General features: G+C 55.4%; 22 protein-coding genes. 10 read left to right on the top strand and 12 right to left on the bottom strand.

The genetic code is table 11. The features are described 5' to 3' along the window. Positions 1-21 precede the first annotated feature (21 nt). From BN3796_RS09025 to BN3796_RS20575, 4 genes are read left to right on the top strand one after another with little or no spacing between them, the layout of a single operon-like run. Positions 22-591, top strand: coding sequence for a fimbrial protein (locus BN3796_RS09025; RefSeq protein ID WP_061708829.1), 570 nt, complete (start codon positions 22-24; stop codon positions 589-591). Between the two features lie 26 nt (positions 592-617). Continuing rightward, positions 618-1,181 (top strand): fimbrial protein, encoded by a 564-nt coding sequence (locus BN3796_RS09020; protein ID WP_023299346.1) that lies wholly within the window; start codon positions 618-620, stop codon positions 1,179-1,181. Positions 1,182-1,195: 14 nt separating this feature from the next. Further along, positions 1,196-1,798 carry a fimbrial-like protein gene (locus BN3796_RS09015; RefSeq protein ID WP_061708029.1) on the top strand — a complete coding sequence of 201 codons (603 nt, stop codon included), beginning with the start codon at positions 1,196-1,198 and terminating at the stop codon, positions 1,796-1,798. 20 nt (positions 1,799-1,818) lie between these two features. Further along, positions 1,819-2,904: a fimbrial protein gene (locus BN3796_RS20575; protein ID WP_061708028.1), complete on the top strand. Its 1,086-nt coding sequence runs from the start codon at positions 1,819-1,821 to the stop codon at positions 2,902-2,904. 3 nt (positions 2,905-2,907) lie between these two features. On the opposite strand, the gene BN3796_RS09005 is transcribed toward BN3796_RS20575, so the two are convergent. From BN3796_RS09005 to BN3796_RS08990, 4 genes are all read right to left on the bottom strand, one after another. Next, a complete protein-coding gene (locus BN3796_RS09005) occupies positions 2,908-4,152 on the bottom strand; it encodes a polysaccharide deacetylase family protein (protein ID WP_061708027.1) in 1,245 nt (414 codons plus the stop codon). A 63-nt stretch (positions 4,153-4,215) separates the two neighbouring features. After that, positions 4,216-4,656: a PTS sugar transporter subunit IIA gene (locus tag BN3796_RS09000; RefSeq protein ID WP_061708026.1), complete on the bottom strand. Its 441-nt coding sequence runs from the start codon at positions 4,654-4,656 to the stop codon at positions 4,216-4,218. A gap of 114 nt (positions 4,657-4,770) precedes the next feature. Then, complete coding sequence (locus BN3796_RS08995) at positions 4,771-5,541, bottom strand: ABC transporter permease (protein WP_061708025.1); 771 nt, start codon at positions 5,539-5,541, stop codon at positions 4,771-4,773. Continuing rightward, positions 5,538-6,464 (bottom strand): ABC transporter ATP-binding protein, encoded by a 927-nt coding sequence (locus tag BN3796_RS08990; protein WP_061708024.1) that lies wholly within the window; start codon positions 6,462-6,464, stop codon positions 5,538-5,540. Before BN3796_RS08990 ends, BN3796_RS08995 begins: the two co-directional genes overlap by 4 nt. Positions 6,465-6,572: 108 nt before the next feature. On the opposite strand from BN3796_RS08990, the gene can reads away from it, so the two are divergent. Continuing rightward, positions 6,573-7,235: a carbonate dehydratase gene (gene can, locus BN3796_RS08985; protein WP_061708023.1), complete on the top strand. Its 663-nt coding sequence runs from the start codon at positions 6,573-6,575 to the stop codon at positions 7,233-7,235. An 85-nt stretch (positions 7,236-7,320) separates the two neighbouring features. Here the strand turns inward: can and hpt are convergent, their stop codons facing one another. Further along, positions 7,321-7,857, bottom strand: a complete 537-nt coding sequence (gene hpt, locus BN3796_RS08980) for a hypoxanthine phosphoribosyltransferase (protein ID WP_061708022.1) — start codon at positions 7,855-7,857, stop codon at positions 7,321-7,323. Positions 7,858-8,063: 206 nt separating this feature from the next. Between hpt and BN3796_RS08975 the strand changes: the two genes are divergently transcribed. Continuing rightward, complete coding sequence (locus BN3796_RS08975) at positions 8,064-10,454, top strand: glucose/quinate/shikimate family membrane-bound PQQ-dependent dehydrogenase (protein WP_061708021.1); 2,391 nt, start codon at positions 8,064-8,066, stop codon at positions 10,452-10,454. An 84-nt stretch (positions 10,455-10,538) separates the two neighbouring features. Here the strand turns inward: BN3796_RS08975 and cueO are convergent, their stop codons facing one another. After that, entirely contained in the window at positions 10,539-12,092 is a 1,554-nt protein-coding gene (gene cueO / locus BN3796_RS08970; RefSeq protein ID WP_061708020.1) for a multicopper oxidase CueO, read from the bottom strand. 143 nt (positions 12,093-12,235) lie between these two features. Here cueO and BN3796_RS08965 point away from each other — a divergent pair, with 143 nt between their 5' ends. The 3 genes from BN3796_RS08965 to speD all read left to right on the top strand — a co-directional run bounded on the left by BN3796_RS08965 (position 12,236) and on the right by speD (position 14,365). After that, complete coding sequence (locus BN3796_RS08965) at positions 12,236-12,583, top strand: YacC family pilotin-like protein (RefSeq protein ID WP_061708019.1); 348 nt, start codon at positions 12,236-12,238, stop codon at positions 12,581-12,583. Between the two features lie 131 nt (positions 12,584-12,714). Next, positions 12,715-13,569, top strand: a complete 855-nt coding sequence (gene speE, locus BN3796_RS08960; RefSeq protein WP_407681204.1) for a polyamine aminopropyltransferase — start codon at positions 12,715-12,717, stop codon at positions 13,567-13,569. A gap of 1 nt (position 13,570) precedes the next feature. Further along, positions 13,571-14,365: an adenosylmethionine decarboxylase gene (gene speD / locus BN3796_RS08955; protein WP_061708017.1), complete on the top strand. Its 795-nt coding sequence runs from the start codon at positions 13,571-13,573 to the stop codon at positions 14,363-14,365. Positions 14,366-14,385: 20 nt separating this feature from the next. On the opposite strand, the gene BN3796_RS08950 is transcribed toward speD, so the two are convergent. The 6 genes from BN3796_RS08950 to acnB all read right to left on the bottom strand — a co-directional run bounded on the left by BN3796_RS08950 (position 14,386) and on the right by acnB (position 21,723). Then, positions 14,386-15,156 (bottom strand): DeoR/GlpR family DNA-binding transcription regulator, encoded by a 771-nt coding sequence (locus tag BN3796_RS08950; protein ID WP_061708016.1) that lies wholly within the window; start codon positions 15,154-15,156, stop codon positions 14,386-14,388. 9 nt (positions 15,157-15,165) lie between these two features. Next, a complete protein-coding gene (locus BN3796_RS08945; protein WP_081430648.1) occupies positions 15,166-16,149 on the bottom strand; it encodes a D-threonate 4-phosphate dehydrogenase in 984 nt (327 codons plus the stop codon). Next, positions 16,139-17,410, bottom strand: coding sequence for a D-threonate kinase (dtnK, locus tag BN3796_RS08940; protein WP_061708014.1), 1,272 nt, complete (start codon positions 17,408-17,410; stop codon positions 16,139-16,141). The genes BN3796_RS08945 and dtnK overlap by 11 nt, the downstream gene beginning before the upstream one ends. Further along, the gene (locus BN3796_RS08935) at positions 17,407-18,399 is read right to left on the bottom strand and encodes a 2-keto-3-deoxygluconate permease 1 (protein ID WP_061708013.1); all 993 of its coding nucleotides are present in this window, start codon (positions 18,397-18,399) and stop codon (positions 17,407-17,409) included. The genes dtnK and BN3796_RS08935 overlap by 4 nt, the downstream gene beginning before the upstream one ends. 181 nt (positions 18,400-18,580) lie before the next feature. Further along, on the bottom strand, positions 18,581-18,943 hold the full coding sequence (gene yacL / locus BN3796_RS08930) for a protein YacL (protein WP_061708012.1): 363 nt from the start codon (positions 18,941-18,943) through the stop codon (positions 18,581-18,583). Between the two features lie 182 nt (positions 18,944-19,125). Beyond that, a complete protein-coding gene (gene acnB, locus BN3796_RS08925; RefSeq protein WP_061708011.1) occupies positions 19,126-21,723 on the bottom strand; it encodes a bifunctional aconitate hydratase 2/2-methylisocitrate dehydratase in 2,598 nt (865 codons plus the stop codon). A 368-nt stretch (positions 21,724-22,091) separates the two neighbouring features. Here acnB and BN3796_RS08920 point away from each other — a divergent pair, with 368 nt between their 5' ends. Then, entirely contained in the window at positions 22,092-23,648 is a 1,557-nt protein-coding gene (locus BN3796_RS08920) for a DUF3300 domain-containing protein (RefSeq protein WP_061708010.1), read from the top strand. Positions 23,649-23,656 lie beyond the last annotated feature (8 nt).

The following is a 23,656-nucleotide window of genomic DNA, read 5'->3' as shown; positions in this document are numbered from 1 at the left end:
ATCACACCCATGGGAAATAAAATGAAGAAAAATCATTGCGGTTATTCATTGATCGCATTAGCAATGTTAGCGATGTCAGGTTCTGCTGCGGCAGCCGATCTCAATGTTAACTTTACTGCCAATATCCGCGAAACCACCTGCGATATGAAACTGGTCGGCGGTACGGGTTCAGATACGCAGCAAACGCTGACTATCGGTAATAACGGTCAGGTACGTTTAGATGATGTCAAAGCCGGAACGGCAAATGCCAATTTCAAAATTGTGCTCGTTGAATGCCCGGCATCACTGACCTCGCTAAAAACAACCGTAAAAGGAACTAAATCTGGTTATTTAGCTAGCGGCCTTATTAATCAGATTGCAAAAACTAACGGTGGCGCTGATTACTCTGCGGCCGAAATTGCTAGAGCCGATTCACCAAATGCTCCTTTTATCATTAACTCTACCGTGGATACAGAGCGCCTGGTCTGGAGTCCGACAGAAATCCAGAATAAGGAAGTTGCTCTGGTGGCCACCTTACGTGAAACACAGGAAAACAGGATGACCATAGGTGATTTTCAGGCCGTGGCGACCTTTGAATTTAGCTACGAGTGATTAGTGCAGGAAAACGGAGCAACATTATGAAATTCAATTCTACTTTTATCGCCCTGTCCGTTTCTGCCCTTCTGTTCTCGGGAATGGCAAGCGCAGCAATTACAGGCACCCCTAGTGTCGAATTAACGATTAAATCAAAAATTGTATCAGGCACATGTACCGCAAAAGTACTTAACGATGCAGGCACAGCGTCCACTGAAATTGCTTTCGGCGACGTATACAAATCCGATCTGGTGAACAAAACCCGTGTCGAGCCGCTCAAGATTAGTTTCACCAACTGTTCTGGAGTAACTAAGGCAACGGTGTCCGCTGCGAAAGGCGCTGGTGGTGAATGCAGTGGCGTCAACAAGACGGGTGATTCTTACTCTGGCGGCTTAGCAACGGGCTTTGAGATCTGGTCGGGTGTTGTCGATACTGGCGAGCTTATGAGCTGTAACACGCCTCCGGCTGCTAAGGATGTCACTATTACTGATGGTACCGGTGAATTCCCGATGAATTCACGTATCGTTATCGGGCAAGGCCAAACCATTGCTGATGTAGGCGCGGGGGCGGTTACAGCGCCAGTCACGTTTACTATCGCTTATCCATAATACCAGGAACCAGTATGCAACAATCACCGTTTATTTTATACCAGCCCGGTCTTGTGTTGCTTATGGGCTTGGCTGGTGGCATCTTGCCTGGCGTAAGCCAGGCAAGCTCAGGATTAGAGGTAAATATTACCGCTAACATTGTTAATAGCACCTGTAAGATGACCGTGGAAAATGACGGCGAAATTTATCTCCCCAATGCGATGCGCAGTTGGTTTTATAACCCGGATGGTAGCGATCGTTTTACTGCAACCGATGATGCAGGCGGTACGCCTTTTAAGATCCATGTAGATGATTGCTATGGAGACAGCGGTACGGCTAAAAAGCTGAGTTTTAGCTTTTCGCCGCAGTCGGGTTTCTGGCCAGGACAAAATCAGGTTTTCAAAAGTGATGATACCGCCGCAGGCGCGGCAAAAAATGTCGGCGTCGTCGTTTTCTCTGAAAAATATAAAAAGAATGTTTTAAACAACGACGGCACGTCAAAAATCACTTATGACGTAAGCGATCAGGATACTGCATTTTTAACGGATTATCAGTTCTATGCCCGATATCAAAATATTGGCGTAGTGGCTGGTGGTGTCGTTACCAGTAAAGTATTGGTTGACGTCACTTACGAATAATAATCAGAACAGGAAAAAGGATGAGAATGTTCAACTTTATAAGACAGGGTTTCAACGTGAAAGGCACAATGGCGTTTGCCATGGCGAGCGTGTTATTTACCCTCAGCCACTCCTGCTGGGCAGGGGAGTGCCAAATGAATAATGGAAAAGGCGGCACAACCACGCTGATCAATTCCGAATACTCAGGTGGCACCGTACGTCTTCCCCCTCCGGGTAACTACGCCAGTACTCTTTTTAACGTTAACCTGACACCGGGCATTCAGGCCAAATGTGGTGCAGGGAACGATGGTTTTAACCTCGTGTCACAAACAAACCCGACCTTGCTAATGGGGAGTAGTTATGGCAGGGCTATGTTTGAAACAAATATTCCGGGGATTTATTATTCCGTAAGGGTGCACACCGCAGAAAGCACTGGAGGCATGGGTGGTTACTTCGCTATGAATACTACTGGCTGGACTACCGTTGCCTCCTCTGGAAAATCTGACCCCTGGGATGAAAAATGGATAAACACCTCAGTTCAAATTTATATTGATGAAGGTTACAGAGGCAACCCGAACAAAGAAACCTCAATCAGACCCAAACCCGGCACTCTGGGTAAAATGGGTATTGGTAATCCAAATGATAGTGACAACCAACCATGGACATTTATGGTCAACGAGGACTCATTCCAGATCCCGATCGTTCTTCCAACCTGCGACATGGCCATGCTATCGGATGGTACTAATAATGTTAACCTGGGAGAATATTATGTTTCAGACATTAAAAACAATCGGGTTAAGGATATCCCTTTTTCCATTAGCTTAAGCAATTGTACCGGTGTGGCAAATATCACAACCAAACTCACCACCTCAAAGCTAACCGGAAAAAATAATGATCTTCTTGGTAATACGCTTTCGTCCGGCGCAGAGGGAGCAGGTGTGAGAATAATGTATAACGGAACCTCTCAACTCTTGCCGAATAATCCGAATTCATCCTATGTCATAACGGATTACCAAACGCCTGAATCGAAGCAAATTCATTATGTTGCCCAGCTGGTAGCAAATGGAAACGCAGTGAAACCGGGTTCGTTTAAAGCCACCGGCGTGTTTACCCTTTCCTACGATTAATCATTACCCCCGCGGCTGATTACTGATCAGCCGCGACATGGTCTCCAGCGAGTCCGTTCTTAAGATATACAACCGTTTCAGTAAGAACGGATTATCCCCCGGCTTCACCTTCCCTTTTACCGTGGTCACCGCCATATGGAATCCGGCGTCATTTGCCGCTTTTATCGCTTTACCGTCATACCCGCCAAAAGGATAGGAGAGGTAAAGCACATGCGGATTAAACTGGCTCAGCGCCCGGCGCGAGCGCTCATAATCAAATAAAATAACGTGATAGCTGCGGCTTAACAAAATGGGGTGTTTGTGGCGATCCACGCGATGCAGAAAATGGGTATGCGACTGAATCTCAAATACATCCTGGATCTTTTTCAGCTCCGAAACGCTCATGAACTGCAGCGATTTTGGGTCCCATTTTTGCGGATGCCGCTTAATGCGGGAAGAGATAATAAACGCGGTGGCGTGAAAGCCATACGCCTTCAGAATCGGCCAGGCGTAGCGGCTTACCGACTTCAGCCCATCGTCAAAAGTAATCACCACCGCCCGCGCGGGCAGATTCATTTTATTACGCACATAGCCTTCGAGCTGGGCCATCGTCAGGGTGGCATAGCCCTGATCCCGCAGCCAGGTCATCTGGTTACTGAAGGCGCGCACGCTGGTGGTCGTGGAGGTATGCCGAAAACGGGTATTCTCTTCATCGCGAAGGATATGATGATAGGTCAGCACCGGAATGCCGTTATCCTCCTGCGCGTCCAGACTACTGATCCATGCCAGCCGGTTGCCGATGCGGATCTGATACCAGGACTGGTTCAGCCTATCCTTAAGCTTGCTCAGGATGGGGTAGCGCAGGTTGGCGCTTAGCGTCCCGAACAGCGCGCTGCCGCTGTCGGGGGCGTTGTAGACAGGGGTATCTTTCCAGGTGATCAGATTCTGGTTACTGAGCGGCTTTTTAAGATCGCCCAGGCTGTCCTCAATTCGCTGTTTGCCCCGGACCGCTTCCAGGTGCCCCTTATCAATAAAGCCCGTACCAAACCCGAAGCGAAACTCATAATACTCCGCCGCGATGGGCGCCACGGCAACAATCTGCCCTGCCCGAATATTGCCGACGTTTACCACATGATTACCGACCTGCGCCCAGATAGCCGCATCTTCGGTGGTTTGCATATACTGAGCAGGAACGCCCTGCTGGCCGATCAGACTGGCAAATGCGCTGCCGGAGACCAGCAGCAGGAGGAACAGAAAGCGCATAAACATGGCATCTACAGCGATACGTGAAAACTGAGCGCATTGTAACAAAAGCGCCATGAATACCAATGTTTAATACTTATACAGATCATGCAGCAGGACAAACGGTGGATTCTTTTGCTGCTGATGCCACAGGCTGCTCACCCCGGAACCGCCACGGCTGACGATCGCCCCGCGAAATTCAGCGCTGGCGAGCCTGTCACGCAAGGGATACATCTGTTCGAGTAAGGGGAAACTAATACCGGAAATGACCTCGCAGCGGTCATGCTTATGGCTCATCAGCGCAGCAGCGCGATAGGGCGCCGCGCCGGACTTATCGGTGAGGAAAATCACACCGTCGCCAGAATCGGTTTCGTGCAGCGCATCACACATCATCCGGCTAAGCATATTGGTGCTCAGCCCGCGCCAGTAATTTACCGCCCGACACTGCGCCAGCGGCCCAAACCGGGCCTCAAGTTTCAGCAGCATCTCCTGTGCTTCGTCATCATGACAGGTGATCACCCATCCCAACATAAACGCCCTCCTTAGCAGGAGAGTAGTTTAACGGAGTGACAAGAAAATATCGGTGATAGCAGTCAAAGAAAAGCGGCTTATCCCCGGCGCAGACGCCGCCGGGGGAAGGGAAAATTAACTACGCAGCCCGCGTCCACGCTGGATCAGATACCAGCACAGCAGATAAAACGCGACGATAAAGACCACCAGCACGCCAACGGTCGTCACCAGCGGCACATCGCTAATGCCGAGGAAACCGAAACGGAATCCGCTGATCATGTAGACGATCGGATTCAGGTGCGACAGCGCCTGCCAGAAGGGCGGCAGCAGGGTCAGGGAGTAAAAAACCCCGCCGAGATAGGTCAGCGGCGTCAGCACAAAGGTCGGGATGAGGCTGATATCGTCAAAGGTTTTAGCAAACACCGCGTTCAGCAGACCGGCCAGCGAGAACAAAATCGCCGTCAGCAGTAACGTCAGCGCGATGAACAGCCAGGAGTGAACCTGGAACGGCACAAAGAACAGCGAAACCGCCGTTACCAGAATCCCCACACAGAGGGCGCGCGCCACGCCGCCGCCCACATAGCCGGCGATAATAACGTGCGTCGGCACCGGCGCCACCAGCAGCTCTTCTATGTTGCGCTGGAATTTGGCGCTGAAGAAAGAGGAGGCGACGTTAGCGTAGGCGTTGGTGATAACCGCCATCATAATCAGCCCCGGCACGATAAACTGCATATAGCTAAAACCGTGCATTTCACCTATACGGGAGCCGATCAGGTTACCGAAGATAATAAAATAGAGCGTCATGGTGATAACCGGTGGCACCAGCGTCTGCACCCAGATACGCATAAAACGGTTTATCTCTTTGGCCCAGATACTTTTCAGCGCCACCCAATAGAGATGCATCATGCCTGATCCCCTTGTTTATCATTGACCAGCGAAACAAAGAGTTCTTCCAGTCGGTTAGCTTTATTACGCATACTCAGCACCTGAATGCCCTGGGCGCTCAGCTGGGCAAACACGCTGTTAATCCCCTGCTCTCGCAGCACTTCCACCTCCAGCGTGGAGGTATCCACCAGCCGGTACTGATAACCCTCCAGCTTCGGCAGCGGGCTTTTTGACGCCAGATCGAGGATAAAAGTCTCCGACTTAAGCTTGGCAAGCAGGTTTTTCATGGAGGTATTTTCCACCAGCTCGCCGCGCTGAATAATGCCGATATTGCGGCAGAGCATCTCCGCCTCTTCCAGGTAGTGGGTGGTGAGGATGATCGTGGTGCCTTTGTCGTTGAGATCTTTCAAAAAGCCCCACATGGAGCGGCGCAGTTCGATATCCACGCCTGCCGTAGGCTCATCAAGGATCAATAGCTTGGGTTCATGCATCAGCGCGCGAGCGATCATCAGGCGTCGTTTCATCCCGCCCGAGAGCATCCGCGCGCGTTCGTTACGTTTTTCCCACAGATCGAGCTGCTTAAGGTATTTTTCGCTGCGGGCAACCGCCTCTTTACGCTCCACGCCGTAGTAACCCGCCTGGTTTACGACGATCTGCTGCACCGTCTCAAACGGGTTGAAGTTAAACTCCTGCGGCACCAGCCCCAGTTGGCGTTTGGCGTTGACCACATCTTTTTCCAGATCGTAGCCAAATACCGTTACCTTGCCGGAGGATTTATTGACGAGGGAACTAATGATGCCAATAGTCGTCGATTTTCCCGCGCCGTTTGGCCCCAGCAGGGCATAAAAATCCCCAGCCTCCACTTGCAGGTCGATGCCGCGCAGCGCCTGGACGCCGCCCGGGTAGACTTTTTTAAGCTGCTCAAGCTCCAGTGCGATTGTCATTAAATAATTTTACCTATAGTTCTGCCACAGGTTGTGTGGGTTTCAATAAACATCTTGTTGCCCTATATTAGCGCAACGCAATTACTTGGTTACAGGCCGCTAACGTCCATGAATGACATAGATACACTCATCAGCAACAATGCACTATGGTCAAAAATGCTGGTAGAAGAGGATTCGGGTTTCTTTGAAAAGCTGGCGTTGGCACAAAAACCGCGTTTTTTGTGGATTGGGTGTTCCGACAGCCGGGTCCCCGCCGAGCGGTTGACAGGCCTTGAGCCTGGCGAACTGTTTGTTCATCGTAACGTGGCAAACCTGGTCATTCATACCGATCTCAACTGTCTCTCCGTTGTGCAATATGCGGTCGACGTGCTGGAGGTCGAACATATTATTATTTGCGGCCATTATGGTTGCGGCGGCGTGCAGGCGGCGGTGGAAAACACCGAGCTGGGACTCATTGATAACTGGCTGCTGCATATCCGCGACATCTGGTTCAAACATAGCTCACTGCTGGGAGAAATGGTGCCGGAACGCCGTTTAGATACGCTTTGCGAACTTAACGTGATGGAGCAGGTGTATAACCTTGGCCACTCCACCATCATGCAGTCAGCCTGGAAGCGAGGGCAGAAGGTCACTATCCACGGGTGGGCCTATGGTATTCACGACGGCCTGCTGCGCGATCTGGAGGTGACCGCCACCAACCGCGAGACCCTCGAACAGCGCTACCGATCGGGGATCGCCAACCTAAAGCTCAAGCACGTTAACCATAAATAAAGCCGGGTGGCGGCTTCGCCTTACCCGGCCTGCATTCTGAGCCACACGCCCGGTAAGCGCTGCGCCACCGGGCGACAGACAGATGTTACTCGTCCAAAAGCACCACTTTGCCCACATAGGGCAGATGACGGTAGCGCTGCGCATAGTCGATGCCGTAACCCACGACAAACTCATCCGGAATCGAGAAGCCGACAAACTCCACCGGCACCTCCACTTCACGACGGGAAGGTTTATCCAGCAGCGTACAGATAGCCAGAGACTTCGGCTCGCGCAGGCTGAGGATTTCGCGCACTTTTGAAAGCGTATTGCCGGAGTCGATGATGTCCTCGACGATCAGCACATCCTTGCCGCGGATATCCTCATCCAGATCCTTGAGGATTTTCACATCGCGGGTGGTGGACATGCCGCTGCCGTAGCTGGAGGCGGTCATAAAATCGACTTCATGGGAGACCTGAACCTCACGGCACAGGTCTGCCATAAACATGAAAGAACCGCGTAACAGCCCCACCAGCACCATTTCGCTACCGCTCTCCTTGTAACGCGCTGTGATCTCGCGCCCCAGTTCGGCAATTCGCGCTTTGATCTCCGCTTCGGGGATCATCACTTCAACTGTATGTTTCATATTTATAACCATATGATTTAAAACTAAATATTTCAACGCCAACGGTTCTGCGTCCGGCATTGATTCACAAGGGCAGCAGTATACCAGCATTCTGATTTTCCTGGGGCATATGCTTTAAAAAGCAAAATTTGTGATTTCTATCACACTTGTTAATACCTATAATTAATTGGGAATAAAAATTTAACAAAACTGAAGAGTACTTTTCTATGGCAGAAATAAACACTCGTCAGCCACGCCTGCTGGTAACCTTAACAGCGCTGTTCGCGGCACTTTGCGGACTATATCTGTTAATCGGCGGTGTATGGCTGGCTGCAATTGGCGGTTCCTGGTACTACCCTATCGCGGGTCTGGTCATGCTTGGCGTGGCGGTCCTGCTCTGGCGTAGCAAACGTTCGGCGCTGTGGCTCTATGCAGCAATGCTTCTCGCCACCATGATCTGGGGCGTCTGGGAAGTCGGCTTCGACTTCTGGGCTTTAACCCCACGCAGCGATATCCTGGTCTTTTTCGGCATCTGGCTGATCCTGCCCTTCGTATGGCGTCGCCTGATTGTGCCTTCCAGCGGCGCGGTTGCCGCTCTGCTGGTGGTACTGCTGATCAGCGGCGGTATCCTCACCTGGGCCGGGTTTAACGATCCGCAGGAAGTGAACGGCACGCTCCGCGCCGACGCGACGCCTGCGGCACCGATCTCCCAGGTTGCCGACAGCGACTGGCCGGCTTACGGTCGTAACCAGGAGGGGCAACGCTACTCCCCGCTGAAGCAGATTAACGCTGATAACGTACACAAGCTGAAAGAAGCCTGGGTATTCCGTACCGGCGATCTGAAAAAAGAGAACGATTCGGGTGAGGTCACCAACGAAGTCACGCCGATCAAAGTGGGCAACATGCTCTACCTTTGCAGCGCTCACCAGCGTCTCTTCGCGCTTGACGCGGCAACCGGTAAAGAGAAATGGCACTTTGATCCGCAGCTGAACTCTACTCCGTCGTTCCAGCATGTGACCTGCCGTGGCGTCTCTTATCATGAAGCGACCGCCGACAACGCCAGCCCGGAATCGGTCGCAGATTGCCCGCGCCGTATCATCCTGCCGGTCAACGATGGTCGCCTGTTCGCCCTGAATGCCGACACCGGTAAACTGTGCGAAAGCTTTGCCAACAAAGGCATTCTGAACCTGCAGACCAACATGCCGGATACTACTCCGGGTCTCTACGAGCCGACTTCACCGCCAGTTATCACGGATAAAGTGATTGTGATTGCCGGTTCCGTGACCGATAACTTCTCTACCCGTGAAACCTCCGGCGTTATCCGCGGCTTTGACGTTAACACCGGTAAGCTGCTGTGGGCCTTCGATCCGGGTGCCAAAGATCCGAACGCCATTCCGTCGGATGAACATACCTTCTCCTTCAACTCGCCTAACTCCTGGGCGCCAGCCGCCTATGACGCGAAGCTGGATCTGGTCTACCTGCCGATGGGCGTAAGCACGCCGGATATCTGGGGCGGCCACCGTACGCCGGAACAGGAGCGTTATGCCAGTTCAATCCTGGCGCTGAACGCCACCACCGGTAAACTGGCATGGAGTTACCAGACCGTTCACCACGATCTGTGGGATATGGATATGCCGTCCCAGCCGACGCTGGCCGATATTACCGTTAACGGCAAAACCGTACCGGTTATCTACGCCCCGGCTAAAACCGGTAACATCTTCGTGCTGGATCGTCGTAACGGCGAGCTGGTCGTGCCGGCGCCGGAAAAACCGGTTCCGCAGGGTGCGGCGGAAGGCGATTACGTCACCAAAACCCAGCCGTTCTCCGACCTGAGCTTCCGTCCGAAGAAAGATCTGAGCGGAGCGGACATGTGGGGCGCCACGATGTTCGACCAGCTGGTCTGCCGCGTGATGTTCCATCAGATGCGTTATGAAGGTATCTTCACACCGCCGTCTGAACAGGGCACGCTGGTCTTCCCGGGTAACCTGGGGATGTTCGAATGGGGTGGGATCTCCGTTGACCCGAACCGTCAGGTGGCGATTGCCAACCCGATGGCGCTGCCGTTTGTCTCGAAGCTGATTCCACGCGGCCCGGGTAACCCGATGGAGCAGCCGAAGGATGCTAAAGGCACCGGTACAGAAGCGGGCATTCAGCCGCAGTATGGCGTACCTTTCGGCGTCACGCTGAACCCGTTCCTTTCACCGTTTGGTCTGCCATGTAAACAGCCTGCCTGGGGCTATATCTCCGCGCTGGATCTGAAAACCAACGAGGTGGTCTGGAAGAAACGTATCGGTACGCCGCAGGATAGCCTGCCGTTCCCGATGCCGTTCAAGGTACCGTTCAACCTGGGTATGCCGATGCTGGGCGGTCCGATCTCCACGGCCGGTAACGTCCTGTTCATTGCCGCCACCGCAGATAACTACCTGCGCGCATATAACATGAGCAACGGGGAAAAACTGTGGGAAGGCCGTCTGCCGGCGGGTGGACAGGCAACTCCGATGACCTATGAGGTGAATGGCAAGCAGTACGTTGTTATCTCCGCGGGTGGTCACGGTTCGTTTGGTACGAAGATGGGCGACTACATCGTTGCTTATGCTCTGCCGGACGAAAACAAGTAACTGAAAAGCCCGGTGGCGCTACGCGTACCGGGCCTATAAGTGCCATATCCAGGCCGGGTCAGGCGAAGCCGCCACCCGGCTTTTTTATACGGTAAAACCGAGCATCATTCCCGTATCTTCGTGCTCCAGCAGATGGCAGTGGGCCATATAGGCGTGCTCCTTCGGCGCGTCGTGGTCAAATTTCACCAGCACCTCGCTGACGCCGCCTTCCACTCTTACCGTATCTTTCCAGCCCGCACGATGCGCCTCCGGCGCTTTCCCGTTTTCAGAGAGAATGCGGAACTGAGTGCCGTGAATATGGAACGGATGCAGCATCATGTCGCCAACACCCGAAATCACCCAGCGCTCCGGCTGCCCTTTCGCGGCGGCGAACATCGGTTTATCCATATTGAAGGCCTGGCCGTTGATGGTATTGGCGTTGTGGAAGTCAAAACCATGCCCGCCATGGTGCATATTGCCCATGCCGCCATGATTCATCTTCATATGGCCGCCACCATGATGCATCCCGGTCATTGCCTGGTCGCCATATTTTTGCATCAGCGCCTGCATCCCCATCATATCGAGCATCGGGTCCATCGCGAGCTGCAGTTTACGCTGGGTTAACCCCTCCAGCGATGGCAGCGCAGGCAGGGTTGTCAGCGTATCCGGCAGCGTGCCGGAGGCGTTAACCAGCAGCGGCTGGATGCGCAGTACCGGATACGATTTATCAAACGGCGCAACCGCCATGCCCATCTGGTTCACCGGCAGCGTGACGATATCGAACGGCTTGCCGTCGCGGGTCTCTACCAGCACCTCAAACCGCTCGCCCATCAGCATCGGTAGCTCGCTTACCTTCACCGGCTCCGCCAGCAGCCCGCCGTCGCTGGCGACGACATACATGGGGCGGCCATCGCTGGTGGCGATATTCAGCGAACGGGCGTTACAGCCGTTAAGCAGGCGCAGGCGCAGCCAGCCCTTAGGCGCCGCGTGCTGGGGGTAGATGGCGCCGTTGGTCAGCAGCGTGTCGCCAAACCAGCCTACCGCCGCGCTCATCACATCCAGCTGATAGTCGATCTGCCCGTCGGCGGTAAACTTTTTGTCCTGCATAATGACCGGCACATCGTCGATCCCCCACTGTGCGGGCAGGCGCAGCAGACGGCTTTCGTCATCTTCGATCAGTACCAGCCCCGCCAGCCCCATCGCCACCTGATGACCGGTTTTGCCATGCTGATGGGGGTGAAACCAGCAGGTGGCTGCCCGCTGGTCAGGGGTAAAGGTCACGGTGCGCGTACCGCCCGCCCTGATGATCCCCTGCGGTCCGCCATCCACCTCTCCTGGCACCTCCAGCCCATGCCAGTGCACCGTTGTCTCTTCAGGCAGCGCGTTATGAATATTGACCGTCACCGCCTTACCCCGGTGAAGCTGAATTGCCGGACCGAGCAGGCGGCCGTTGTAGCCCCAGGTGGTGGCGGTATGTGATCCGAAGGTCGATTTCCCGGCCTGAACCACCAGTTTTATGCTGTTCTTCACATCGGCAGTCAGCAGATCGGGGATCGGCAGCGCGGGTCGGTCGGCGGCAAACGCGGCGCGACTCCAGAGCGGAAGCGCGCTGGCCACACCCAGCGCGGCGGAATATTTCAAAAAATCACGACGTTGCATGTTCATTTCCTTATTTCCAGCGGCGATCTTTTGAGCTTAAACCCTCCCCTAACCGGAAGGTCAAGCGAAGTAGCAATAATAAAGATCGTCGAAGGGGCAGAGGTATGCTAACGTTAAATTTCCGTAATGTAGTGGTAGAAGCAATGAAGATCTTTTTCAGGACAATATTGTTCAGCAGCCTGATGGCGATGTGTGCGAACAGTTACGCGCTGAGTGAAAATGAAGCGGAAGATATGGCCGATTTAACGGCAGTTTTCGTTTTTCTGAAAAATGACTGCGGCTACCAGAACCTGCCAAACGGGCAGATCCGCCGTGCGCTGGTCTTTTTTGCCCAACAAAATCAATGGGATCTCAGCAATTACGACAGCTTCGATATGAAGGCGCTCGGTGAAGATAGCTATCGCGATTTAAGCGGTATCGGCATTCCTGTTGCAAAGAAATGCAAAGCGCTGGCCCGAGACTCACTTAGCCTGCTCGCCTACGTCAAATAACCTTCCCGACGCCCCTCTGTTGAAATGATGGCCGTGCATGCGCGGCGGCTGTTGGCTATCATGTTACGCCTGTTTAACATGGGCATAACGGATGTTAACGAAGGAGGGTTCAGCCAGTGAATGAAAAAGAGATGTGGCATGAGACGCTGCATGACCAGTTTGGACAGTACTTTACCGTTGATAACGTGCTGTATCACGAAAAGACCGACCATCAGGATCTGATCATTTTCGAAAATAGCGCCTTTGGCCGGGTGATGGCGCTTGATGGCGTAGTGCAAACCACCGAGCGCGACGAATTTATCTATCATGAGATGATGACCCACGTGCCGCTGATGGCGCATGGCCAGGCGAAGCATGTGCTGATTATCGGCGGCGGTGACGGCGCCATGCTGCGCGAAGTGAGCCGTCATAAATCGGTGGAGCGCATCACCATGGTGGAGATTGACGAAGGGGTCGTCTCGTTCTGCCGTCAGTATCTGCCGAATCACAATGCGGGCAGCTATGACGATCCGCGCTTTACGCTGGTCATTGACGATGGCGTCAATTTTGTTAACCAGACCGCGCAAACCTTTGACGTGATCATTTCCGACTGCACCGATCCTGTTGGTCCCGGCGAGAGTCTCTTCACCTCCGCCTTCTACGAAGGCTGCAAGCGCTGCCTCAATCCGGGCGGGATCTTTGTCGCGCAGAACGGCGTCTGCTTCCTCCAGCAGGACGAAGCGATCGACAGCCACCGCAAGCTTAGCCGCTACTTCGCCGACGTCAGCTTTTACCAGGCGGCGATCCCCACCTACTATGGCGGGATCATGACTTTCGCCTGGGCGACCGATAACGAAGCGTTACGCAACCTGTCGACGGAGCTGCTTCAGGCCCGCTTCCATCAGGCCGGTCTGAAATGCCGCTACTACAACCCGGCAATCCACACGGCAGCCTTTGCCTTACCTCAATACCTGCAAGACGCCCTCTCATCTAAGGAGGTGGACTAAATTGAAAAAGCTGAAACTGCATGGCTTTAACAACCTGACCAAGAGCCTGAGTTTTTGTATTTACGATATCTGTTACGCCAAAACGGCAGAAGAGCGCGATGGTTATATCGCCTATATCGATGAACTGTACAACGCCAACCGTCTGACCGAGATCCTGTCAGAGACCTGCTCCATCATCGGCGCCAATATCCTTAATATCGCGCGGCAGGATTATGAACCCCAGGGCGCCAGCGTCACCATACTGGTGAGCGAGGAGCCGGTCGATCCTAAACTTATCGACAAAACCGAACACCCGGGCCCACTGCCGGAGACGGTGGTGGCGCACCTCGATAAAAGCCATATCTGCGTCCATACCTATCCGGAAAGCCACCCGGAAGGCGGGCTGTGCACCTTCCGTGCCGATATCGAAGTCTCCACCTGCGGCGTGATTTCGCCTCTCAAGGCGCTGAATTATCTTATCCACCAGCTTGAATCCGATATTGTCACCATTGACTATCGCGTGCGCGGCTTTACGCGTGACATCAATGGCATGAAACATTTTATCGATCATGAGATCAATTCGATTCAGAACTTTATGTCTGACGATATGAAGTCGCTGTATGACATGGTGGATGTGAACGTTTATCAGGAAAACATCTTTCATACCAAGATGTTGCTTAAAGAATTCGACTTAAAGCACTACATGTTCCATACCCGGCCGGAGGAATTAACGGCCGAAGAGCGCAAGAGCATTACCGATCAGCTCTGGAGAGAGATGCGCGAAATCTACTACGGCCGCAATATTCCGGCCGTGTAACGGCGTATCGTCTGACGATACTAAAGTTCAGGCTGTACCAGCGTAAGGGCAACGGAATGCGCTTTCAGCTCAGCCTGAACGGGAAGAGGCAAACTCACATCGGTCACCACGTCGGTGAAGCGACTCAACGGCGCAACATTGAATAGCGAATGGGCGCCATATTTGCTGCTGTCGGCCAGTAAGATCTTGCGCCGGGCATTGGCGATAATCTCCTGCTTCAGTCCCGCCTTTTCTTCCGTCGGGGTCGTTACCCCCTTTTCCAGACTCCAGGTGTTACAGCTCATAAAAGCGATATCAGGGTAGACGCTTCGCAGCATTTTGCGGCCAAATTCGCCAATGCAGGACTGGCTGCTGTCATCGATGCGGCCACCGACAATGGTCACTTCTATCTGACGGAACTCGGATAAAAACAGGGCAATATGCAGATCGACAGTAATCACCCTGAGCGGCAGATGGGTCAGGCATTTTGCCAGCTCCAGCATGGTGGTGCCGGCGTCCAGCACCACCGCGTCGCCCGCCTGCACCATCGAGGCGGCAAAACGCGCAATCGCCCGCTTTTCCGCAGGCGATCGGAGTTGCTTTTCATTGGTCGTAGGCTGAGCAGGCTCAAAGCGTCGCAGGGCAACACCGCCGTGGCTGCGGCTGATCACGCCCTGCTCATCCAGCTTGATCAGATCGCGTCGGATCGTCGCCGGCGATGCTTCTACCGCATCCACCAGCTGTTCCACGGTCACCAGCGTATGATTTTTCAAATACGCCACAATCTTATCCAGACGGTGTTGTCCTTTCATAACAGGAAATTACGCCAGTTGCATTGCCAGTTTAATCGATACGGCCATGCTCTCAGATTTTGCTTTTCCCGTCCAGGCGATATCAAACGCGGTTCCATGATCGGCAGAGGTGCGGATAAACGGCAGACCGGCGGTGATATTCACCCCGTCGTAGAAGCCGAGCAGTTTGAGCGGTATATGCCCCTGATCGTGGTACATCGCCACCACCATGTCATATTGTCCTTCGTACGCCTGTAAAAATACGGTATCCGGCGGGCAGGGACCGTAAACGTCCAGCCCCTTCGCCTTCATATTTTCGATGGCTGGCGACACGATGCGAATCTCTTCATCACCAAACAGACCATTTTCACCTGCATGGGGGTTAACCCCGGCAACGGCGATGCGCGGTTGGGCGAAGCCGACGCGTTTCAGGAAGCGATCCGCAATGTTGATGACCGTCTCCACGCGTTGTCCGTTTAAGGTGTCGAGGAATTTGCGCAACGCAATATGGGTCGAGACGTGAATCACCTTCAGCTTGTCGGTGTAGAGCACCATGGCGTAGTCGCGGCTTTCGGTCAGGGTCGCCAGCAGTTCGGTATGGCCCGGGTAATTGTGTCCCGCCAGATGCAGCGCTTCTTTATTCAGCGGCGCGGTGGCGATGGCGTGTACGTCGCCTTTCATCGCCAGCTCCGTCGCCCGTTTTACGCAGCGGTAGGCCAGATCGCCCGCCTGGGCCTGCACTTTACCTGGCTCCAGCGCCTCCGGCTGCGCCAGCGGCTCGTCGATGACGTGAATCACGCCCGACGTAAATTGCGCGTCTGCGACCCTGTCAATCGTGCGGAACGTCATCCCATCCGCCAGCCCTTTAGCCTGCAGACGTTTCAGAGTTTGCAGACAGCCCACCACCACCAGCGGCGCGCCGTTAAGCTCATCTTCACCAAGCGCTTTGACAATAATTTCCGGACCAATACCCGCCGGGTCGCCCATCGTAATCGCAATTGTTTTAGTTACCACTGTACATCTCCTCAATAAAATAAAGCGCATCACAAAGGGTGCTGTCTGAACCGAATCCGCCTGCTTTGGTGATCACCGGAAGATCGTCGATTTCGCTGTTCACAAACGTCCCGCAGGGAATGCAGGGCGCCACCTCGCTCTGAATGCGATAGCCTTCCGCGCCGAGCGCGCTGGCGACCGCGGTGGCGATATCCCCTCCGGTCAGAAACAGCCCGCCAATACGCGCCTGTTCGATAATGCGCAGCGTAATGGTCCCGAGGCGCTGGCTGAGCATTTCGCCGAGCTGCTGGCGGCTCACGCCGGCTTCAGTACACAGCGCGTCGATCATCTGCCGATCGTCCGCGCTCCGGCTGGTGCGTAAAATCGTGTGCTGCTGGCGGCTGAGCAGCGCGCATGCCTGCTCCACTACCGCGGCCATCTCCTGGTCGGCCTGCGCTGAGGCCAGACGCGAAGCATCGATATCCACAACGCTGGCGCGTGCCTGGCAGAGCGCTTTCTCAACCTGCCGCCGCGTGGCTTCGCTCATCGATCCGGCCACCACCAGCACCGGCAGCTCCTGTTTCTCCTGCATGAACATTCTGACCGGCAGCGCGTTCGCCAGTCCGGCAGCGCCGACCAGCAGTGGCAGCGTTTCTTGTTCACAAATAGCCTGTGCAATCAGCGAGAGATCGCGATCTTCCACCGCATCGACCACCACCATGCACTCCCCCTCGGTGGCAAAGGCTCTCAGTAACGCGCTGAGTTGCCCGCGACGCACGTCGTCAAGCGACACTTCATGCACCGGGATATCGCTCTGCAGCGCGATCAGCTCCGCAATGCGCGAGGAGAGAATCGGCGTTTTCGGATCGCTGGCAAATTCGGTCTCCAGCAGCGGCGTATCGTTGACCAGGCATAATCCGTCGCGTGTAGTACGCCCGGCCGCGGGGATTGCCGCCGCGATAACCGCCAGCGTCCGGCTGGCAGCACGCATCGCCGCGGTCACTTCAGCGCCAACATTGCCGCGGAAGGTGGAGTCGATTTTCTTGTAAACCAGCGGGTGCATCTCCCCTTCGCACCAGGGCGCTAACGCCTGATCTACCGCTTTTGCGGCCTTTGCAGCGGGCAGCGCGCGGCTTTCGGTATTGATCACCAGCACGTCGGCGCGGCGGGAAGGTTTTTGCTCCGGCGTCAGCATCACCTCCGTGCGCGCCCCCTTCTTTGCCAGCTGCACGCCGGTATCGTTAGAGCCCGTAAAGTCGTCGGCGATAACGATCATCTTCATGCTTTTTTCTCCTCAGCGACCTGACGGGCCTGCTTTTTCGCGACCCACGAGGTCAGAACAGGCGTCAGAATCGCGGTGGTGATTACCGATGCGGCAATCAGCGGGGCGGCCGCGGCGGCAACCGCCGCCAGCGACGGGTCGGCCTGGGCAATCGCCAGCGGCGTCGCCAGCGACGGGTCGGCCTGGGCAATCGCCAGCGGCGTTGCCACGGCGTTCCCCGCGGTGCTGGAGGCCGCCGCGCCGGCAATGCCGCTCCCGCCCACCAGACGGTCGGCGCGAATGTTAAAGAAACCGCCAACGAAGGTGGTCAGCACGCCGAGCAGAATGCCCGCCAGACCGCCCTGCAGCAGCATTTCAAGGTTGATCCCCGCGCCCAGCGCAAAGGCGAAGAACGGGATCAGCAGCGGGCCGCCTTTGGTCAGAAATTCACGCATGTTGGGATCGAGATTACCAAGGATCATCCCCACCACCAGCGGGACCAGCACCGCGACCAGCGCCATAATCGGAATGTTCGCCATCCCCGCCGCGCCCAGCGCGATCATCGTAAAGAACGGGCCGTCATTCAGAGAGAGAATGGAGATTGCCCCCACGTCACGCTCGTTGCCAAACTCCCCCACCAGCGCCGCGTAAAGCCCGCCGTTCGAGTTGCTCATCGCCGCAATGATCGCCACGCCGCTTAAGCCGAAGATCCCTTCTGCGCCGAACAGATGTTCAACGCCGAGGCCTAGCGCAACGGCAATCAGCAGTTTGGTCAGGGTGATCGTACCGCCCTGCAACAGCGCCTGTGGTGCGGCCTTCACGCTAATTCCCGCTCCCATACAGAGCAGGAAGGCGCCAATCAGCGGCGCCGCGCCGTTTTTGAACAGCGCGGTAGTGAACCCGCCGATCTCCAGCGCCTGCGGGGCAAAAGTATTGATGATGGCGCCGATCACCAGTGGCACAACCATCATGCCGCCGGGTACACGTTCTATAGCCTTCTTGATGTTCATGGTCTTCCCGCCTGTTGTTATGCTGTGATTAAATAAAATCACAAAGATTATATTTAATCAAATTTAGATCACAAACGCGCCAGATCACAGTTTTAAAATGATTAATAAAAATCAATAACGGCAATTCAGGATAAAAAAAAGCCGGACATAGATGTCCGGCTCTGGAAATGAGTAAATCCGCTCAGGATTGACCTACAAATTTTCGATAGGCTTCCACCACCTGAAGAAAATCTTCCACGCCGCATAGCGACAGGCTCTCCTCATCGTAGTAGCTCATCCCCTCTTCCATCTCATCCCCCGAGAAATCCAGCTGGTTGGCCCGTATCATTACCTCTTCGCCATCCATCCACAGGGTATATTCGTGGCCTGCACGCTGCCATGAACGTTCGCTGCCCTTGACCGTGCGCGCCGCCTGTTCCACCTCATCGAGCAGGGCGAGATTCTCTTTTACCTCTTCATTGAACCAGTGCCCGACCACTTCGTGGCCCATCGACATGCGCACCTTCACCACGCCGGTGATGTCGCGCAGAAATTCGTAATCCATAGCATTTTCCTCTGCAAAGCTTATTGCGTAATTATCGCAGCAGAGAGGGAGAAAAAAAGCGGGATAAGTGGGAGGAATGAAAATAAAAAATCCCCCACACCCCCAGCCCCTCTCCCCAAAGGGGCGAGGGGGGCTGTATTCCCTCTCCCCTTTGGGGAGAGGGCCAGGGTGAGGGGTTGGTTTTACACCGCCGTCTGGAAGATAACCCCGTCCGCCTTCTCGGTGTACTGAGAAAGCTGGTCGAAGTTCAGATAGCGATAGGTATCCACCGCCGTCTTATCTACCTGAGCCACAAAGGTCTGGTACTCTTCCGGCGTCGGCAGTTTGCCGATCAGCGCCGCAACCGCCGCCAGCTCCGCAGAAGCCAGATAGACGTTCGCACCAGTACCTAAACGGTTCGGGAAGTTACGGGTCGAGGTAGAGACCACCGTCGCACCGTCCGCCACGCGTGCCTGGTTGCCCATGCACAGGGAGCAGCCTGGGATCTCAATACGCGCCCCACTCTTACCGAATACGCTGTAGTAGCCCTCTTCGGTCAGCTGAGCCGCATCCATACGGGTTGGCGGCGCCACCCACAGACGGGTCGGCAGCTGGCCTTTGTGGGTATCCAGCAGTTTACCCGCCGCACGGAAGTGGCCGATGTTGGTCATACAAGAGCCGATGAACACTTCGTCAATCTTCTCGCCCTGTACGTCAGAGAGCAGACGCGCGTCGTCCGGATCGTTTGGCGCACAGAGGATCGGCTCTTTGATATCCGCCAGATCGATCTCGATCACCGCCGCGTACTCCGCGTCGGCATCGGCTTCCAGCAGCTGTGGATCCGCCAGCCATTTTTCCATACCCTGAATACGGCGTTCCAGCGTACGACGGTCGCCGTAGCCTTCTGCAATCATCCACTTCAGCAGCACGATGTTGGAGGTCAGATATTCGATAATCGGCTCTTTGTTGAGCTTGATGGTGCAGCCCGCCGCAGAACGCTCGGCAGAGGCATCGGTCAGCTCGAACGCCTGCTCAACTTTCAGATCCGGCAGACCTTCAATTTCCAGAATGCGGCCCGAGAAGATGTTTTTCTTACCTTTCTTCTCCACGGTCAGCAGACCCTGTTTGATGGCGTACAGCGGGATCGCATGCACCAGATCGCGCAGAGTGATGCCCGGCTGCATGGTTCCTTTAAAGCGCACCAGCACCGATTCCGGCATATCCAGCGGCATCACGCCGGTGGCAGCGGCAAACGCCACCAAGCCGGAGCCCGCCGGGAAAGAGATACCGATAGGGAAACGGGTATGGGAATCACCGCCAGTACCGACGGTATCCGGCAGCAGCATGCGGTTCAGCCAGGAGTGGATTACGCCATCGCCCGGACGCAGGGAGACGCCGCCGCGGTTCATAATGAAGTCGGGCAGCGTGTGGTGCGTGGTTACGTCAACCGGCTTCGGATAGGCCGCAGTGTGGCAGAAGGACTGCATCACCAGATCGGAGGAGAAGCCCAGGCAGGCCAGGTCTTTCAGCTCGTCACGGGTCATCGGGCCGGTGGTATCCTGAGAACCTACAGAGGTCATCTTTGGCTCGCAGTAGGCGCCAGGACGGATACCGGCTACGCCGCAGGCGCGGCCCACCATTTTCTGCGCCAGCGAGTAGCCGCGGCTGCTTTCAGCCACATCTTTCGCCTGACGGAAAACGTCTGAGTGCGGCAGACCCATCGCTTCACGCGCTTTGGTGGTCAGGCCACGGCCGATAATCAGCGGAATACGGCCACCGGCGCGCACTTCGTCAATCAGCACGTCGGTTTTCAGCGCAAAGGTCGCCAGCAGTTCGTTGGTTTCGTGGTTGCGCACTTCGCCTTTATACGGGTAAACGTCAATCACGTCGCCCATGTTCAGGTTGCTCACGTCCACTTCAATTGGCAGCGCGCCCGCATCTTCCATGGTGTTGAAGAAGATTGGCGCAATTTTGCCGCCGAGGCAGAGGCCGCCGCCGCGCTTGTTCGGCACGTGCGGAATGTCGTCACCCATGAACCACAGCACGGAGTTGGTGGCGGACTTACGTGAAGATCCGGTACCCACCACGTCACCGACGTAGGCCAGCGGGAAACCTTTTTGGGCTAACGCTTCGATCTGCTTGATCGGGCCAACCACGCCCGGCTGATCCGGCTCAATGCCTTCGCGGGCGTTTTTCAGCATCGCCAGGGCGTGCAGCGGGATGTCAGGACGCGACCAAGCATCCGGCGCCGGAGAGAGGTCATCGGTGTTAGTTTCACCGGTCACCTTAAAGACGGTGACGGTCATTTTTTCGGCAAGCTGAGGACGGCTCAGGAACCACTCCGCATCGGCCCAGGATTGCATAACCTGTTTCGCGTAAACGTTGCCCGCTTTGGCTTTCTCTTCCACATCGTAGAAGTTATCGAACATTAGCAGCGTGTGGGAGAGCGCTTTGACGGCAATCGGTGCCAGCGTGTCGTTGTCCAGTGCATCAATCAGCGGGTGAATGTTGTAGCCGCCCTGCATGGTGCCAAGCAGTTCAATCGCTTTCTCAGGGGTAACCAGGGGGGAGGTCGCTTCGCCTTTGGCTATCGCAGCAAGGAAACCGGCTTTGACGTAGGCCGCTTCATCAACGCCCGGTGGAACTCGGTTAATCAACAGGTCTAACAGGAATGCTTCTTCGCCCGCAGGCGGATTCTTCAGCAGCTCGACGAGCGCGGCCATTTGGGTTGCATCTAACGGTTTGGGTACAATTCCCTCGGCGGCACGTTCTGCTACGTGCTTACGGTATTCTTCTAGCACGACGGTTCTCCTCGCTCTCATTGTCATATGCGGCCGGCGTTCTCTTCACGCTCCTGTGAGACAGCAGTTTGTAGGGTAAATGCCCGATACCGCGCTGGGCAGCATAGCAGGATTTCTGCACAGTGTTAATCCGTTTACAAAAAAGCAACATTAAAATATTTGCTGAATCGTTAAGAATGGTATAGCCCCATTCTGCCTGGTTTATAGACGCCAGATATTACCCCCGCCTATAATTTGTGTAATAAACCGTCACACTCTTTATTCAGACAGGCGAAACAGATCCACCATTAAAGTCAAAAAAGTAAAAACCGCTTGCCTAATACTCCCGCATAACATGCCTCACGGCGCTGCTCCCCCTGGAGTTATCTATGAAGTTGCCCTTTAAGCCCCACCTTCTTGCTCTGCTCTGTAGCGCCGGACTTTTTGCCGCTTCCGGCGTGCTGTATGTCAAAAGCCGTGCGCCCGAAGCCGTGAGCGAGTCGACGCCAGCGGTACAGAGCGCCGTACCAGCCACCACCACACCACCCGCGCCTGCGGTAACGCCCACCTACAGCGCGGCGCAGATCGACCAGTGGACCGCCCCTGTCGCGCTCTATCCCGACCCGTTGCTGTCGCAGGTCCTGATGGCATCGACCTACCCGTCCAGCGTGATTCAGGCCGCGCAGTGGTCGCAGGATAACCCCAACATGCAGGGCGACGCCGCGATCCAGGCGGTTTCCAGCCAGCCATGGGACGCCAGCGTAAAGTCACTCGTCGCCTTCCCGCAGCTGATGTCCTTACTTGGGGGCAATCCCGAGTGGGTACAGAATCTGGGTGACGCTTTCCTGGCCCAGCCCAAAGATGTGATGGATTCCGTACAGCGGTTGCGCGCGCTGGCGCAGCAAACCGGCGCGCTTAAATCCTCGCCGCAGCAGACGGTCACGGTCGTCAACAAGCCTGCCCCGGCCAAAAATAGCACCGCGCAGGTAACCACTGCACCGGCCAGCGGCACGGTAATTAAAATCGAGCCTGCCGATCCGCAGGTGGTCTATGTGCCCAGCTATAATCCGTCCACCGTCTACGGCAGCTGGCCAAACGCCAGCTATCCCCCGGTCTACCTGCCGCCAACGCCGGGCGAACAGTTCACCAGCAGCTTTGTTCGCGGCTTCGGCTACAGCCTGGGGGTAGCGACCACCTATGCCCTGTTCAGCAGTATCGACTGGGATGACGACGATGATCATCACCACCATGATGATGACCATCATCATGATGACGATCATCACCACGATGGCTACTCGCACAACGGCGATAACATCAATATCAACGTCAATAACTACAATAAAATCACCGGCGAACACCGTACGGACGGCCATATGGTCTGGCAGCATAACCCCGCTTACCGTAACGGCGTCCCTTACTCCAGCGGGCAGGTCGCCAGCCATTTTCACCAGACTCAGGCCGCGGGCGGACTGAGCGCGACGCCGCATCAGCCGGTCAACCGTGACAGCCAGCGTCAGGCGGCGATGGCGCAGGTGGAACACGCTACCGGGAAATCGCTTTCGCAGCTTCAGCATCCTCACAGCGCCTCGCAGCGCCTCTCCGGCCAGCAGCTTAAGCAGATCTCCACGCGCAATAATTTTCGCGGCTATGACAGCGCGCCTGCGCACCGGATAAACCGGACGCAGCCTGAACACCATCAGGCGCAGCAGACCCGCCGTTCACAGCCTGAGCATCGTCAGACACAACGCCTGGCGCAGCCTTATCAGCAGCCGCTGCGCGCCAACGCCTTTAGCGGCAACGACAGCCGCTCGGCAAACTGGCAGGCGCAGCAGCGGCGCGGGCTGGAGAGTCGACAGCACGCCGGCCTTAACCTGACGCCCCGCGCCGGGTTAAGGGAGCAGATCTCTGAACGCCATCCTGAGCACCGTGAGTTTCGCCATCGTTAAGGAATAGC

It is taken from the genome of Pseudenterobacter timonensis (assembly GCF_900021175.1).
In the GTDB taxonomy this organism is placed as follows: domain Bacteria; phylum Pseudomonadota; class Gammaproteobacteria; order Enterobacterales; family Enterobacteriaceae; genus Enterobacter; species Enterobacter timonensis.
Note: the sequence above shows the minus strand (reverse complement) of the source record. Positions and strands in the feature narration are given on the sequence as shown.